This is a genomic window from Microbulbifer maximicatervae (SeqCode), from assembly GCF_052468155.1.
On sequence record NZ_CP174335.1, the window covers coordinates 3,777,103 to 3,793,037 of the forward strand.

At 47.2% G+C, this 15,935-nt stretch carries 12 protein-coding genes and 1 pseudogene; 8 read left to right on the forward strand and 5 right to left on the reverse strand.

From position 1 onward, the window contains the following. Positions 1–19 precede the first annotated feature (19 nt). Together ACJJIY_RS16100 and ACJJIY_RS16105 are read left to right on the forward strand one after the other, a co-directional pair. Positions 20–1,681 carry a VRR-NUC domain-containing protein gene (locus ACJJIY_RS16100; protein ID WP_445358346.1) on the forward strand — a complete coding sequence of 554 codons (1,662 nt, stop codon included), beginning with the start codon at positions 20–22 and terminating at the stop codon, positions 1,679–1,681. Positions 1,682–1,683: 2 nt separating this feature from the next. Beyond that, positions 1,684–4,116: an ATP-dependent DNA helicase gene (locus ACJJIY_RS16105; protein ID WP_445358347.1), complete on the forward strand. Its 2,433-nt coding sequence runs from the start codon at positions 1,684–1,686 to the stop codon at positions 4,114–4,116. 7 nt (positions 4,117–4,123) lie between these two features. Here the strand turns inward: ACJJIY_RS16105 and ACJJIY_RS16110 are convergent, their stop codons facing one another. The 3 genes from ACJJIY_RS16110 to ACJJIY_RS16120 all read right to left on the reverse strand — a co-directional run bounded on the left by ACJJIY_RS16110 (position 4,124) and on the right by ACJJIY_RS16120 (position 6,382). Beyond that, positions 4,124–4,495, reverse strand: coding sequence for a VanZ family protein (locus tag ACJJIY_RS16110; RefSeq protein ID WP_445358348.1), 372 nt, complete (start codon positions 4,493–4,495; stop codon positions 4,124–4,126). Between the two features lie 20 nt (positions 4,496–4,515). Further along, entirely contained in the window at positions 4,516–5,124 is a 609-nt protein-coding gene (locus tag ACJJIY_RS16115) for an HD domain-containing protein (RefSeq protein ID WP_445358349.1), read from the reverse strand. Positions 5,125–5,689: 565 nt separating this feature from the next. Then, the gene (locus ACJJIY_RS16120; protein WP_445358350.1) at positions 5,690–6,382 is read right to left on the reverse strand and encodes an FMN-dependent NADH-azoreductase; all 693 of its coding nucleotides are present in this window, start codon (positions 6,380–6,382) and stop codon (positions 5,690–5,692) included. A 122-nt stretch (positions 6,383–6,504) separates the two neighbouring features. On the opposite strand from ACJJIY_RS16120, the gene ACJJIY_RS16125 reads away from it, so the two are divergent. The 3 genes and pseudogenes from ACJJIY_RS16125 to ACJJIY_RS16135 all read left to right on the forward strand — a co-directional run bounded on the left by ACJJIY_RS16125 (position 6,505) and on the right by ACJJIY_RS16135 (position 10,476). Further along, positions 6,505–7,395 (forward strand): LysR substrate-binding domain-containing protein, encoded by an 891-nt coding sequence (locus tag ACJJIY_RS16125; RefSeq protein WP_445358351.1) that lies wholly within the window; start codon positions 6,505–6,507, stop codon positions 7,393–7,395. Positions 7,396–7,583: 188 nt separating this feature from the next. Then, positions 7,584–9,857, forward strand: a pseudogene (locus ACJJIY_RS16130) (ribonucleoside triphosphate reductase). After that, positions 9,850–10,476 (forward strand): anaerobic ribonucleoside-triphosphate reductase activating protein, encoded by a 627-nt coding sequence (locus ACJJIY_RS16135; RefSeq protein WP_445358352.1) that lies wholly within the window; start codon positions 9,850–9,852, stop codon positions 10,474–10,476. The pseudogene ACJJIY_RS16130 and the gene ACJJIY_RS16135 overlap by 8 nt, the downstream one beginning before the upstream one ends. Before the next feature lie 10 nt (positions 10,477–10,486). On the opposite strand, the gene ACJJIY_RS16140 is transcribed toward ACJJIY_RS16135, so the two are convergent. Both ACJJIY_RS16140 and ACJJIY_RS16145 read right to left on the reverse strand, forming a co-directional pair. Then, positions 10,487–11,122 (reverse strand): SDR family oxidoreductase, encoded by a 636-nt coding sequence (locus ACJJIY_RS16140; protein WP_445358353.1) that lies wholly within the window; start codon positions 11,120–11,122, stop codon positions 10,487–10,489. A 28-nt stretch (positions 11,123–11,150) separates the two neighbouring features. Continuing rightward, a complete protein-coding gene (locus tag ACJJIY_RS16145; protein ID WP_445358354.1) occupies positions 11,151–12,521 on the reverse strand; it encodes an NAD-dependent succinate-semialdehyde dehydrogenase in 1,371 nt (456 codons plus the stop codon). A gap of 502 nt (positions 12,522–13,023) precedes the next feature. Between ACJJIY_RS16145 and ACJJIY_RS16150 the strand changes: the two genes are divergently transcribed. The 3 genes from ACJJIY_RS16150 (at position 13,024) to ACJJIY_RS16160 (ending at position 15,813) form a co-directional block, all read left to right on the forward strand. After that, entirely contained in the window at positions 13,024–14,352 is a 1,329-nt protein-coding gene (locus ACJJIY_RS16150; RefSeq protein ID WP_445358355.1) for an acetyl-CoA hydrolase/transferase family protein, read from the forward strand. Between the two features lie 8 nt (positions 14,353–14,360). Next, positions 14,361–15,209: an HpcH/HpaI aldolase/citrate lyase family protein gene (locus ACJJIY_RS16155; protein WP_445358356.1), complete on the forward strand. Its 849-nt coding sequence runs from the start codon at positions 14,361–14,363 to the stop codon at positions 15,207–15,209. An 82-nt stretch (positions 15,210–15,291) separates the two neighbouring features. After that, complete coding sequence (locus ACJJIY_RS16160; protein WP_445354228.1) at positions 15,292–15,813, forward strand: MaoC/PaaZ C-terminal domain-containing protein; 522 nt, start codon at positions 15,292–15,294, stop codon at positions 15,811–15,813. Positions 15,814–15,935 lie beyond the last annotated feature (122 nt).

The following is a 15,935-nucleotide window of genomic DNA, read 5'->3' on the forward strand; positions in this document are numbered from 1 at the left end:
AAAAACTAGCGCTTGTGCCATGACCCAACCGATAGAATTGCCAACTGGCTACTACCTGGACAACTTCAAAGCGTTGATTGAATTTGTTAGCCAACATTATTCCTGGCTTATCACCACATCTGAGCAAAAATTTTTTAAAACCTTCCAAGAGTTGGATATTTATAGCCAGCGGCTCTATGTGCGTTTGCTGTCCCGTAAAGGAGTGCCTTCCTCTAGAGGATCGCTTTTCCGCCTGGAGAAGCTTAACTACGGTGAGATAGAGTGCATTGAAAGTGCTGCAGCTGTTTTGGATCGTGCTGGACTACTTTGTTTTAATCCGGTGTTAACGGCACAAGAATATCTACCATTATTTACCAAAGCTGAATTGCTTGCGGCAGGACCCTTGGGTATACGCAAGTCTCTCAGCCGGCCTTCCCTCGAGCAACTATTGCTTGAAGACTCCAGTTCGAGTGACTGGTTTGTGAAGTTGCTTTCTCAGCACAGGGTACTAGCCGTCCAGGGTGCTGAGCATTTCCAGACTTTTAAACTGTGTTACTTTGGCAACTTGAACCAGGACCTTACTGATTATGTATTACGGGATCTTGGGCTTTATCGCTATGAATCCTATCCACTGGATAAGAAAAATCTCCCCTTTCAAAGTCGGGCACAAATTGATCAGTATCTGCTTTACTACCAATGCCTGGAGCTGTTAGAAGAGCCATTACTGGAAGATGCAGAAGCCATAATAGCCTTATCTGCTCAACTGCCAGAAGGTATTGATGGTGACTCAACCCTGGCTCGTCGGCTGGACAGAATACGCCTTAAGTTGGCACGGCAGCTTGAGCGGCTCAATGCTCTTGAGCAGGCAGATGCACTATATCAACTTTGTAAAACCCCTCCCGCCCGTGAGCGCCGCGCACGCATTGCCGTAAAGCAAGGGTACGACACTCTGGCATTGGAAATATGCGAGGAAATAATAGCTTCCCCTATGGACCAGGCAGAAAGAGAGTTTGCTCTTGTCTTTGGTTACCGCACAGCCAAACGAAGTGGAGGCCTCAACAATTGGCAGGCACCCCATAAAATCCAAGCCCCCACTGAAGTGATAAGTTTGGCGCAGGGGGAAATCTGTGTTGAGCTGCTGGTGGCAGAGCACCTTGAAGGTTCTAGCGGTGGTGAGTGTTTTTATGTAGAGAACACCCTATTCACCGGTGTGTTGGGCCTCTATATTTGGGACATACTATTTGCACCTGTGCCTGGTGCTTTTTTCAATCCCTTCCAGGTAGCCCCAGCTGATTTTCGCACCGCGGATTTTTACTATTCCCGTCAAGCGCTATTCACCCAGCGATTGGCCGAAATAGAGCATGAGTCCTTGAAGTCCCGCGTCATCTCTACCTTTGCAGAGAAACAAGGTATTGCCAACCCTTTAGTTGCTTGGGAGGCTTTGTCTACAGAACTACTTGAGAAGGCGCTGGATAGAATCCCCCCAAGTCATTGGCGTTCAATTTTTACTCGCATGCTCAGTGATATCACACAGAATAGAAATGGGCTGCCAGACCTTATTTGCTTTACTCCCTCCGGTCACTATGAACTCGTGGAGGTTAAAGGTCCTGGGGATCGCTTACAAAAAAACCAAGAACGCTGGCTGGCGTTTTTTGCTGAAGAGGCGATCCCTCATCGCGTAATTCATGTGGAATGGCACTAGCTTTGGATAGCTTAGAGTCGGCTGAGACTTTGAATCTTTCTGTGGGAGAGCTAGTCGCTTTTTCCTGCCGCAGCGGAGATTTGATTCGGGAACCAACTTCAGGGCCCTCTGCCCAGGAAGGGATTCGGGCTCATCAGAAGCTACAAAATCAGCGGCCCAAAGGCGCTGAGGCAGAATACAAGCTCAAGACCCAAATAGATTGGATGGAACAGCAGGTTACTTTGAGCGGCCGGGTTGACATTTTTCACCCGAAAAGTGATTTGCATAAACCGGCTCAGCTGGATGAAATTAAGACCACTTATTTACCCCCATCGAAGTTGCCCGAAGCCGCCAAGCAATTGCATTGGGCCCAGCTAAAAATTTACGGCTATTGCCACTTGGTAAATGAAGGCGCTACAGATGGTACAGATACAGTTGCCCTGCAAGTTGTCTGGTATAACCTCAAGGAGCGCAAGGCCTATCCAGAGTGCATAGAGTACCGCTTTAGTGAGTTAGAGGCCTTCACTCTTGAGGCTCTCACAAAATATTTGTGTTGGCACAGGGCTTGGCAGGAACATCGGCAACAGCTTATTGATACTGCGAAACAGCTCGCTTTTCCTTTCCCACAATACCGCCCCGGCCAGCGCCAACTGGCAGTGGAAGCCTACCGGTGTTTCCGGGACGGTGGTGAGCTGGTGGCTGAAGCACCCACGGGAACCGGCAAGACAATCAGCACCCTATTCCCAGCCATAAAGGCAATTGGCGAGGAAAAGCTGGATCACTTGGTTTACCTGACAGCAAAGAATTCCGGTCGGCAAATGGTGCGGGAAACCATTGAGGCACTTCAGGAGAGTGGTTTGCAGTTATCTTTACTTGAAATTCAAGCAAGGGAAAAAACCTGTGCCTGTAACCTGGGGCTTTGTACCCGTGATGATGACGGCATCTGTCCGCGTACAAGAGGATTTTATGATCGACTTCCAGTTGCAATGGATGCCCTGCTCGGCCGGCCCCAGTTAACTCCCAAAGAAATTGCTGATGTGGCGGATCAGCAGCAAATCTGCCCCTTTGAACTCTCCCTTCAAATATTGCCTTGGGTAGACTTGGTGGTATGTGATTTCAACTATGTATTTGACCCTTTGGTACGCCTGACCAGTTTTCAGGACCAGCGCAATCGCCGCGCATTGTTAGTCGATGAAGCTCATAATTTGATCGACCGCGCCCAGGAAATGTACAGTGCAAAGTTATCCCGCCGTGATAGTCGCCGCGCAGCTAATGCTTGCAAAGGGCACTCTCCGACATTGCGGAGAAGTATCCAGTCTCTGGTTCGGGCAATTGAAAATTGGATCAAGCGATTGCGAGAAGTTGGTGTAGCTCAAAGCCGCAGTACTTTTGAAGGGGGTGAAGTTTGGGTCACTGCAGCAACAGGTGAAGCAGAGAATCCAGAATCAGTTTCTCGAGCCGTGCAAAAAGTGCTCTCCACGGTCAGCCAACTTATAGAAAGCTCTCAGTCGCCCCCGGAAGAAATAGCGGAGTGGTTAAGGTCTGTCTATCGTTACGCTGTTATTGGGCAGGAGCTTTCCGATCAGCATAAAGTCGTCACTCGGGTGATTGACCGGGATGCTCCCTGGCAGGAGCAGGAAATTAAGCTACTTTGTTTAAATCCTGCACAGTTTTTACAGCGATCCTATCAGCAAAACCAAGCCGCTATACTCTTCTCTGCGACTGTGCGCCCAGCCAGCTATATATATAGTCAGCTGGGTGTAGAGCATGAGTCGCCCTACTTAAGACTGCCCTCGCCTTTTCAGCCGCAGCAACAGGGCGTTTTCCTGTGTCCATATATAGATACGCGCTACCAAGCTCGCGACCGCTCAATAGAGAACCTCGTCGACATTATTTCCCGTACCTTTTACAGCCGCGCAGGAAATTACCTGGTATTTTTTCCCTCTTATCGTTACCTGGAGCAAGTTGCTGAGAGTTTTAAGGCGAGATTCCCGGAAGTGTTCTTGTTACAACAGCTGCCGGGACAGGGAGAGACAGAGCGCGCTGAGTTTTTGTCTGGATTCAACGAAGGTAACAAGAGCCTTGGGTTTGCCATTATGGGGGGCATCTTTGGTGAAGGCATTGACTATGTTGGGGAGAAGCTGGTTGGCACTATTATCGTCGGTACTGGGCTCCCGCAAGTTAATGTTGAGCGGGAGCTACAGCGCGATGCTGCGGAAACCACTGGCATCCATGGATTTGACATCGCCTACCGCTATCCAGGGATGACTCGCGTACTGCAAACTGCCGGTCGGGTTATACGTTCCGAATCTGATAAAGGTGTGATCATTCTGGTAGATAGCCGCTTTTCAGAACCTTTTTATTGGCAGCTTTTCCCCGAGCACTGGCAGCCGGTGATTTGTCGCAACACCGATCAATTAACCGGTAACTTAGAGCAGTTCTGGAGTTTAAGCTAAATCAGGTTTAGGAATTTCTCTCCCTCAACCCGAACTTTCCCAACACCCAAGCGATAAGCGTGCCGCTCAATATCCCCGCCGTATTGGCCACGAAATCTAACCACTCACCCGTTCGATTCACATAAGGTTGAAGTAACTCGATGCCACCGCTCCACAGTACAAAAAATAGTCCTATTAGCCACCAGTAACTAGGCCTGCGCAGGGCGACGGGGAACATCAGTGCACTATAGGCAATTAAGTGATTGGTTTTGTCGGTGCCGGGTATATTGGGTACTTCGGGAAGCGGAAACAGGGATAGGCTTGTAATAGTGCACAAAAATACCACTGTTAGCAGAATCCAATAGTTGTAGACGAGCCTTAAGGGAAGTTGAATTATCATTTAAACCACGCAAGAATACGTCAAAAGGCCTGTAAACTTCTTTTAATATTACTTCGAGCTTGAGCATCAAAGTGACTGTGAAAGTAATCGGTGTGATAAAGCCTTTTCTGAGACAAAAATTCCCTTAATATTTCCCTGCGTTTCTTTTTGTAAATCATAATCGGTACCAGCCGATACTCTTTACGGACTTGTTTTTCATAAGCTTCGAAAACGCTTGTGCTGGCACCCAGGATCGTTAGGTCAATGTCGATTATTAGCTTTTCATCAATACTAACTGGCATGTAATTGTGGCAGGTTGCCATAATCAATTGGTACACCCTATCCACCCCTGCGGGACAATACCCGGAATCGATCAGGAACTTTTTTGCCCATAGAGCACTGTTTTCTTCATTCTTAGAGGAAAATGGCTTGTAAATCGCATCGTGAAACCAGATAGCGAGCTCGACCTCATGGGGGTGCTCGGCAAGCTCTGCAACTTTATCAAAGTGCCTCAGCATCGCATCAATGTGATGCCCCGTATGATAATACCTGTGATTCTCTGCATACGAAGAAACTAGCTTTTCGAAGCACTGAAGGGATTCAGGAAGATTGAGTGCCCCCATTAGGTTGAGCCATCTATTTTGGTTCATTGGCTAACCCTCGGAGCGTCATCTTTCCGTAAACCCGTAGCTTGTAAAATGTTTTTCCCTGCCAATACCAAATAAAGCCATGCCTTTCTCCATCGATTTCCCAATAATACGATATGAATATGCCAGCCTTTTTCCCGTCGGGCACTATAACCACTGTAAAGGAGAGTATAGGCTTCTGGGTCACCGACTATTGATTCGGCAATGCTTCTTGCATGCTCAATGCCAAGTGAAACCATCTCACTAACCTCCTCCTTACTTGGTTCTCCCTGGGATTTTGGAAAAACCAAGAGGTGGTAATTCGGTATTAAGTCTCTGCGAACCCTGATCAACCGGCAATTGTTCCCAGAGGCTAAAGTAATATTCGCGTTGTCGTCCGATGAATTGCCAAATACCCGCTGCTTCATAAATCCTCAGATACTTATTTACTCTTTTGTACCAGAGTACAAAATGAGAAGCTGGTAAAGATGCTATTTGCGCCTATTCCGCATAGTAAGTATCGGGAGACCACTCTGACAAGCCGCTGGCCACTTCATTTGGGAGACAAGCTAGCTTTGGTAGGCAAACTTTAAAGGCAGTTAGCCAACGTTGCGGTTAACTCCTGAGTTTTGAGGAAAGCTCGTTTAATCGAATCCCGGTGCCTTTCATCAGCAAATTCCTGGTACTCCGCATTGATTTCATGGAAATCCTCAACCCCCAAATAGTGGCTTAAGGTTCGGATATGTGGCCCCAGGTGATTCATTTGCTCACGGATTCCTCCTTGTCCAAAGCCAAACTCCCCGGCAGAGGTGATTAGCACCAGCTTTTTGCCAGACATAATAGGTTCTAAGGGGAAGTCACCACGGTCTAAATCAAAGGTGAACGTCTTGTTGATACGAATAACTTGATCGAACCATGCCTTGAGTGCGGCAGGCATGCCGTAGTTATACATCGAAGTGGACATAACAATGATATCCGCCTGGGATAGCTCATCAATCAAGATGTCAGAAAGCGCGACCAAGGACTGCTGCTCCTTGGTGCGATCCGCTTCAGGCGTAAAAACCGAGGCAATCCAATCTTGATTGATAAAGCCTGGTGGGTTTAAACCGACATCTCTATGGATAACTTTATCTTTAGGCCTCTTTTCTAGCCAGCTGCTTATAAAACTCGCGGCAACTGCTTTGGAGATTGAGGTATGCCTGGGGATATTCGCACTGTCTTGTGGTGCTGCTAAGCCGCTCCACTTCTGGGCACTAGCGTCAATATGTAATAGTGTTTTCATAGTCTGGAACCTTTACTAAACCATCTGAAGGTTCATCTATGGTGATGCTGGGGAGTATCCTTGACAAACGAGTTATTTCTTCTTATAGATGAGGAAAGCTCATCTATAAGAGATTCTGATCGGTGTACCCAAACCTACTCTCCCTCAACGCCCTTAAAGTATTCGATGCCGCCGCCAGACTGGGCAGTTTCAAGAGAGCTGCGGAAGAACTCTTTATAACGCCGACAGCCGTATCACATCAGATAAAGGGTTTGGAGGAATCCCTGAGCACAACATTATTCGAGCGCAAAACCCGTGCCGTACAGTTGACCAGTGAGGGGCGGATGCTCGCTCAAACTACCTCTCAAATTTTTCAGCAGCTCACTGAAACGGTGAGTGAAATAACGTGTTCAAAGAAAACGCTGACCGTTAGTACGACTTCAAGCTTTGCTGCTATGTGGCTTGTGCCCCATCTGGAGAATTTTTATCAGAAATTTCCAGATATCATTGTTTCAGTGGTGACCGGGGAAGAAGTGAGTGATATCGAGCGAGATAGACGTATCGACATCGCTATTCGGTACGGGAATTATGATGAAAGTACAAAAAATGCCCTCCACTTGGCCACCGAAACAATTGGTGTCTACGCTGCACCAAGCTACCTGACTCAGATTAGGGATATTTCTGAAGCTCAACTTCTGGAAACGAAATGGGTCAACTCATCACTTCCACCGCTGAACTGGCAAACTCTCCTCAAAAGAAAACTTGATGGCATTCGCGTGCGGCAGTTTGACCAGGAGCATCATGTAATCCAGGCCGCCTTGGCTGGCCAGGGTATTGCGCTAGTAAGTTCGCTTCTTGTTCAAAACCCTTTGCGCAATCAATGGCTGGTCCCCTACAGAGGAGACTCCAAGCTTTCAGGGATTGAGGGATTTACCTATTCCGCATTAATACCTAGCCGCCATTCAAGAAATGGAAATGTGTTGGCTTTCGTAACCTGGCTGAAGGAAGCACTTCGCAATGCTCCCTATAGTTAGGTACATCCGACTGGCACTGAACTCACCTTCGGACTTGCCGAGAGGAGGTATGTATCTAATCTAAGCCCACACCAAGAGCACAATATATTGTGTTCATCTATTAATCAGCGCGCCATATATAGTGATCTGGATCAATTGGTGTTCCTGTCTCTTCGATATGCTCTCCCCACAAATTGTGAGGAAGTCCAATGACCAGTACCGCTATACCCGACAGCGAAGCCGCACCAGCTTCAGAACAGATTTCGCAGGTAAGTTCAGATCAACTGTTGGTGCGTAAGCGAGATGGCAGGACACTGGCTTTTGATGCTCGCAGGATCACTTTGGCTCTTCTCAGTGCTGGCCAGGCAACGGAATCTTTTGATCAACAGGAAGCGGAACAACTTACCGAATCTGTCCTTAAGGTGATCAAGCACCGCTTTGATAGTGGTGAGCCCATTGATATTGAAGAGATTCAGAATATTGCTGAACAGGTATTGATCAATAGCGATTACATTGATACTGCCCGCGCCTATATCGCTTATCGGGGGCGGCATGCGCAAATGCGCACTGATCGGCAAACACTGGTGGATGTCGGTGCTTCTATTGAAGAGTATTTAGAGCAAGCGGATTGGCGAGTTGCAGCCAATGCGAACCAGGGATATTCCCTTGGGGGATTGATCCTGAACAGCGCAGGTAAAATGATTGCCAACTATTGGTTAAATCATGTTTATTCCCCTGAGATCGGCGCAGTACATCGGGATGGCGATTTACACATCCACGACCTGGATATGTTGGCTGGATATTGTGCAGGTTGGTCGCTGCGCACCCTATTACATGAAGGGTTGAATGGTGTTCCGGGAAAAGTCGAATCGGCGCCGCCGGCCCACTTGACCAGCGCGGTCGGACAGATTGTTAACTTTCTTGGAACACTTCAAAACGAATGGGCGGGCGCGCAGGCATTTAGCTCTTTCGATACCTATCTCGCGCCTTTTGTGCGCAAGGACCAGCTGGACTACGCGACCGTACGCCAGTGCATTCAGGAGCTGATCTTTAACCTGAATGTGCCATCCCGCTGGGGTACCCAGACCCCTTTTACTAATCTCACTTTCGACTGGGTTTGCCCCCAGGATTTGCGCGAGCAGGTGCCAGTGATTGCCGGTCAGGAAATGCCCTTCACCTATGGCGACCTGCAAGAGGAAATGGATCTAATCAACCGCGCCTATATCGAAGTCATGAGCGAGGGGGATGCGCGCGGAAGGGTTTTTACCTTCCCTATTCCCACATACAACATCAGCGAGGATTTTCCTTGGGAGAGCGAAAATGCTGAGCGGCTGTTTGCCATGACCGCTCGCTACGGTCTGCCCTATTTCCAAAACTTTATAAATTCAGACCTGAGCCCAAACATGGTTCGTTCCATGTGTTGCCGCTTACAGCTTGATCTACGCGAATTGTTAAAGCGTGGCAACGGCCTCTTTGGCTCCGCTGAACAGACAGGTTCGCTCGGCGTAGTAACTATCAACTGTGCCCGCCTTGGATATCTCTATAAAGGAAACTGGCAGCTTTTGCTCTCCCAGCTGGACAAACTGCTGATACTTGCCCGTGATTCACTTGAAGTGAAACGGAAAGTCATCCAACGGCATATGGATGCAGGTCTATTTCCCTACACTCGCCGCTACCTGGGGACTCTGCGCAACCACTTCTCCACGATCGGGGTGAACGGCATCAATGAAATGCTGAGAAACTTTAGTGGCGACAACGAAAGTGTGGTTACGGAAGATGGGAAAGAACTGGCCGAGCAATTACTCGACCATATCCGTATGCGCATGACTGAATTCCAGGAACAAACCGGGCATCTCTACAATCTGGAGGCAACTCCGGCAGAGGGCACTACTTATCGGTTTGCCCGCGAAGATCGCAAACGTTACCCGGATATTATGCAGGCAGGTAGTAGTGAAGCGCCCTACTACACCAATTCATCCCAGCTACCAGTGGGCTTTACCGATGATCCCTTCGAGGCCCTGGCCCGACAGGAATCCCTCCAATCCCGTTACACCGGTGGCACTGTGCTTCATCTTTATTTGGGCGAACAGTTGCCTGATGCCGATAGTTGCCGCCGCTTATTGCGGCGTGCTCTGGAAAACTACCGCCTGCCCTATATCACCGTGACCCCGAGCTTTTCTATTTGCCCGGTCCATGGATATCTGAGTGGCGAACACGAATTCTGCCCTCGCTGTGACGAAGCTCTCCTGGCCCGAGAGCAATCCTGTTGTAGCGACTAAACCATACTTTCAAGGAGAAAGACCATGAGCCAACAAGACACTTTATTGAGAGAAGAAGATCGCATCCGCTGCGAGGTATGGAGCCGGGTTATGGGATACCACCGCCCAGTTTCATTTTGGAATCCGGGAAAACAATCAGAGCACCGTGAGCGCCAATTCTTTGTGGCGGACAACAGCAGGAATGCACTAAAAACTTATGAGTAATAAGTTACGTGTCGGTGGATTCACGTCGTTTACGGCAATCGACTTCCCCGGCGAGTTGGCAGCGGTGGTTTTTTGCCAGGGATGTCCCTGGCGCTGCCGCTACTGCCATAACGGTGATCTACTACCTGCACGAGTACCCAGTGCCTATGACTGGGATCAGATCCTCACATTTTTAGACAGTCGCCGGGGCTTGCTGGATGCCGTTGTATTTTCCGGTGGAGAACCCACCGCCCAGAGTGCCCTGGAACGGGCGATTGCCCAAGTCAGGGATCTGGGATTCAAGGTCGGGCTTCATACTGCGGGAATCTACCCCCGCAGGCTGGAACGCCTGATCCAAAGTCTTGATTGGGTGGGGTTGGATATCAAAGCAATGCCGGAAAACTACCCTTCCATTACGGGTGTCGATGGCAGTGGCGTGGCCCCCTGGCAGTGTGCGGAGCTTCTCGCTCAGTCGAAGATACCTCTGCAAGTGCGCCTTACCAGGCATCCGAGCCTCACAACTGATACTGAACTGAACCAAATACGGGGGAAACTTAACGATATTGGTATTGAAAAGTTGGAGGTCCAGCGCTGCAATAGTGAGCAAGCGATTGATCAGACGTTGAGGTTCTTAACTTGAATGATAAAACCTAGTTTAGCTGTGCTAATGCGTCAGGAATCGGGGTTTCGCCCCCAATGAATTCAAAAACCGCACCGACCGTTTTGGGTTCATCCAGCGCAGTGGTAATTACCTCTGCAACATCGGCTCGGCTGATCTCTATGTCTGGCCCAGCAAATAAATCGCTTATGCTGATTAACCCCGTTCCTAAGGTGTCAGTTAGGGCACCAGGTCTCAATATCGTGTAATCGAGGCCACTTTTTTTTACATATTCATCCGCTATATGTTTGGCTTTTAGATAGGGTTGGAGCTTTTCAGGCCCCTGCTCTGGTCGCCCGGCAAAAATGGAACTCAATAGAATAAAGCGCGATATACCCGCGCTTTTCGTTGCATCACAAAGATGGATAGCACCATCCCGATCCACAGACTCCAATGCTTTACCCTTGGAGCCTGCAACAAAAATGACTGCATCTTGCCCCTTTACCACATTGTTTAGGGACTCCTTTTTTGTCAGATCTCCAAGAATGGGGCGCGCACCTGTACTAAGCAAATTATCTTGTTGGGATTCTTTTCGGACCATAGCGGTTACCTCATGCCCCTTGCCGACAAGTTTACCCACAAGGATTCGACCGATTGCACCGTTAGCACCCGCCACTAGTACTTTCATTGCTCTGCCCACGTCTGTATTGCGCTACTTAGAAGTACCGTATCAGCTTTTGATTGACAAACTCTTTAATACCTAGTTCTCCCAGCTCCCGGCCATAGCCGGATTTCTTCACTCCTCCCATAGGCATACTGGCGTAGCTTGAAGCGGCATGGTTCACGAAGGCAGTACCACATTCCAACTGTTCCGCGACACGGCGGCCTCTTTCATGGTCCTGGGTATAGACAGAACCACCCAGGCCAAAGGGGCTATCATTGGCCAGCTTAACCGCTGCCTCCTCATCGGGAACTACCCAAACACAAGCGATGGGGCCGAACAACTCCTCTACGGCTGCCGGGGAACCAGCAGGTATTTCAGTTAATATACCCGGCTCAATAAATGCGCCATTGCGCTTACCTCCCACTAGCAATTGAGCGCCAGCCTTAACGGACTTGCTGACTTGATCCTCCAGTTGCTCAGCGGCCTTTTCAGTACATAACGGACCGTAATCTGTACTTTCTACAAGAGGGTCACCGGGTTTCAGTGCTTGGAACAGCTTGGTAGCTCGGTCTAGGAATTCTTCAGCAATGGGCTCAGTTAGAATGATTCTCTTCGCAGCCAAACATATCTGCCCGCAATTGCCCAGCTTTCCCTCCGCAAATCGCTGTATCGTTAAATCCATATCCGCATCTTCGAGCACGATAAATGGATCAACACCACCCAGCTCCATAACAGTTTTCTTTACATTGCGGCCAGCTTGCTCTGCAACCATTGCACCGGCGGCATTGCTGCCAGTAAATGAGATTCCTTTGACCCTATCGTCATCAATAATGGAGGCTGCTCCACCGGATGTAATCGGTAGATTGGTATAGGCCCCTTCCGGTACCCCTGCGTCAAACAACAGCTGTGCGAAGGCTTCGGCACACTGGGGAACATTAGAGGCATGTTTAGTAAGTACAACATTGCCGGCGATCAAGTTTGTGGCGGTAAAGCGAGCCGGTTGGTAGAAGGGAAAGTTCCATGGTTGGATACCGTAGACCACCCCTAAGGGCTGGAATACTAAAGTGCCCTCCCCTTCGCGAGTGGAAAGCTGCTGTGGAGCTAGGATTTTTTCGCCCTCTTCGGCGTAGTAGTCAAAAATTTCAGCACAAAGTGCCAATTCACCTTGACCATCACTGAGCTTCTTACCCATCTCTAACGCCATCAGGCGGGCAAGTTCTTCGGATCGCTCCTCAAATAGGTTGCTTGCACGCTTTAGTATCACTGCTCGATCACTAAAACTTCGGTTTCTCCAACTTACAAAGGCTTTGTCTGCGCGACCGATCGCCTTGTCGAGATCCTCTTGTGACATTTCGTGATAAGTCTTCAGAGTTTTACCGTTCAAGGGGTTGACGGAAATCAGTGGACGTTTTGACTTTGTCATGAATAGACTTCCAACGGTTGCTTTAGGAGCCGCTAAAGAACTATTTGAAATAGTACCAGTGCGGCATCTACGAGTGTTTGCAAAAGTGTAGTTGCTGAGGTTTGGCATACCACTGCTTGATGGATCAGCTAAAGTCACATCATTCTTTCTTATAGACAGCTGACAGGCTGTAATCTTTGGTGAATAGCACTTAAAGCTAATGGAACACCATTAAGAGATTTAGGTACTTTACGAATACCACCGTGGCATAAAGATCAACTGCGGAGCTTTTAGAACATACCGACTGCATAGAATCGAATCTGCTCAAACAAGCTGCATGATATTCATCGTTAAGTCACTAGCCCTTTTGAAACAAGCTTTAATTCACAAACTATAATCGCAGGGCTTAGTAGCTCTTACTTCCTTATTAGTGCTTGATTGCAGGTCTATGAACGTTTTCTACTTATTAGCGCCTTTGTAACAGGACCGTAAGAGCGACAGCAGCCGCTTCAAGGATCACAGTGTGGCCAAATCTACTATGGATAACAACGCCCTGTATAAAAAGAAACAGCTAACACCTGAAGAAGCAGTTAATTTAATCCCAGACGATAGCGTTATTTCTATCGGCATGCGCACCGCTAGCCCACCAGCCCTACTTTCAGCACTAGAGAAGCATATTCGAAATGGATTTATTACACATTTAAAAGTCTATTATATGCGTTGTGGGAAGGTCGCGACGGAAACTATTTTTCAAGAAGATCTAATGGACCGGGTAAGGCCTTACTCTTCAATGCTAACTAAAGACGAAGTTAAATTAGCAAATGCTGGATTTTCAAAAGGGGAAAAATATATTAACTATGTCCCTATATCTTTTAGTCGATACCCTCAAATAATCAGAGAGCAAGTTGAAATAGATGCTTTTCTGGTAACCGTTGCGCCGATGGATAAGCATGGTTATTTCAATTTTGGTACTAATGGTGATTATGCTATTGAGTTGTCGCGCCACGCAAGTCGATTAATTGTGGAAGTAAATGAAAATATGCCACGTACAGCGGGGGCCACCTTGTTGCACATTAGTGAAGTGGATGCCATTGTTGAAAATAATATGGAATTAGCGGAGGAATCTCCAAAAGAGATTACCGATTTAGATAGAAAAATTGGTGACTACATTGTTCCATTAATACCTGATGGCGCAACTATCCAAATGGGTATTGGTGCTATTCCGAATGCAGTTTGTGAACAACTAACTAAAAAGAAAGATTTGGGCATTCATACTGAGGTAATAACACCAGGTATGATTAAGCTTATTAAGTCTGGAGCAGTAACTAATGCCCGAAAGACAATTAACCCTCATGTGAGCGTATTCACTTTTGCAGCTGGAGACAAAGAACTATTTGACTTTATAGATGGCAATCCATCTATGTTCTGCCTGCCCGTGTCATATGTGAATGAACCCCAAATAATAGCCCAGATCGATAATATGATTTCAGTTAACTCATTTATTGAGATTGATTTCAGTGGACAGGTCAATGCGGAATTCATTGGACATCAATTCTCCGGTGTTGGCGGGCAACTGGATTTCGTGAGGGGAGTTTACTACTCAAAAAATGGGAAGACTATTCTGGCCAGTAGTTCAACGGCACAGCGTGGTAAAACCTCCAGAATAGTTCCACGTTTGAAGTCTATCACCACAGATTCTCGGTTAGATATCGATTACGTGGTAACCGAGTACGGATCTTGCAGACTTATGGGGAAATCAACCACAGAACGGACCCTTGCCTTGATTGAAATTGCACACCCTAAATTCCGTAAAAGCTTATTGGAACAGGCCAAAGAGCAAAACTTTATTTGAGCGATACAATGATTAATTTAAAGCTTTTCCCCGCATTGTTATTCACCCCTGGAAACCAACCGAAACGCTTTGCTAAGGCGTCTGAAGTTGGGGCAAATGGAATAATCGTTGATCTTGAGGATAGCGTACCAGTGGAGGACAAAGATAGTGCCAGGGATATCGCGATCGATTTTTATTCAAGGCCAAGCTCGAATGGTGTTATAAGTGCAATTCGGATAAATAGTTTGTCAACGATCAATGGAATAAAAGATTTGTCCGAAATTATTGATAAAAAGCCATTTATAGATGTGGTGCTTTATCCGAAAACAAAATCTCAACATGATATCAACCTTATCAGTGAGCACTTGAGCGAAGCCTATAAGGATATTTCGATTATAGCTTTAATTGAAACCGCTCAAGGAACATCCAATTTATATGATATCGTTAACTGTAGTTCTGAAAAGTTGCAAGGTTTGATGTTTGGGGCCGCTGATTATGCAGCCGATCTGAACTGTGAATGTACCCCACAAGCACTCATATGGGCGCGTATGAAAATGGTCGAAGCTGCCGCACTCAAACAGATAGCTTGCTATGACTCCCCCTGTTTTAACTTTAAGGATGAAGGTGGACTAATTAATGAACTCAATGAGGCTCAATCGCTTGGCTTTAGTGGCAAGGCAGCTATTCACCCTAAACAAGTAAAAACTATCAAGTTATCTTTTAGGCCCACACTAGACCAGTATAAGGAAGCAAAGGAAATCGTTCGTATCTACAATGAATCCTCAGGTAAAGCCTGCCAATATGAAGGCCGAATGATAGATATCCCGATCTATTCTAAGGCTCAGCAAATAATCTCAAACTTTAATAGTCTTAGCTAAAGGCTACTCCAGCGCAAATCTGCCAGTGCTCCGGGTATATCCAAGCGAACTTACAATCACTCAATCAAGGAGGCAATCTTAAATGGAATTTAACCCCTATAAACAGATTGACAACAATCGATATCGCGAAGATTTTGGCTTCTACTTCGAGGACTTTGTAGAAGGTATCATTATCGAGCACCGCCCAGGTAGGACATTGACGCGAACAGACAATACCTGGATGACCCTGTTAACTATGAATACGGCGCAACTCCACTTTGATGCCCATTACGCAGAGAGCACTGAATGGAACCTTCCATTAGTAGATAGTACTCTGACATTGGCTATTGTCACGGGTATGACTGTAAATACTATTAGCAAGAAAGTTGTTGCCAATCTTGAGTGGGACAAAGTTAAACTGCTTAAACCTGTTTTTGAAGGTGACACGATTTATGCAGAAAGTGAGGTCATTTCTAAGCGTGAATCCAAGTCTAGGCCAACACAGGGTATTGTTAGCGTAGAAACCCGTGGTATTAATCAGCGAGGAGATACTTTTATGAGCTTTCAGCGAACAGTTCTGGTTTATAAGAAAGATCACTCTCCTAATTACGAGATCAGAAAGTAGCTTAGCAGAAGAGAATTCTCTACTTAAGCTGCAGCTAGCTGAGTAGCTAATGAGAGAACCCATCAGGGCAAGAAGTGTGGCGGTCGAACACCGTTAGCGACTCTTGAAGATGGAAAAAAATC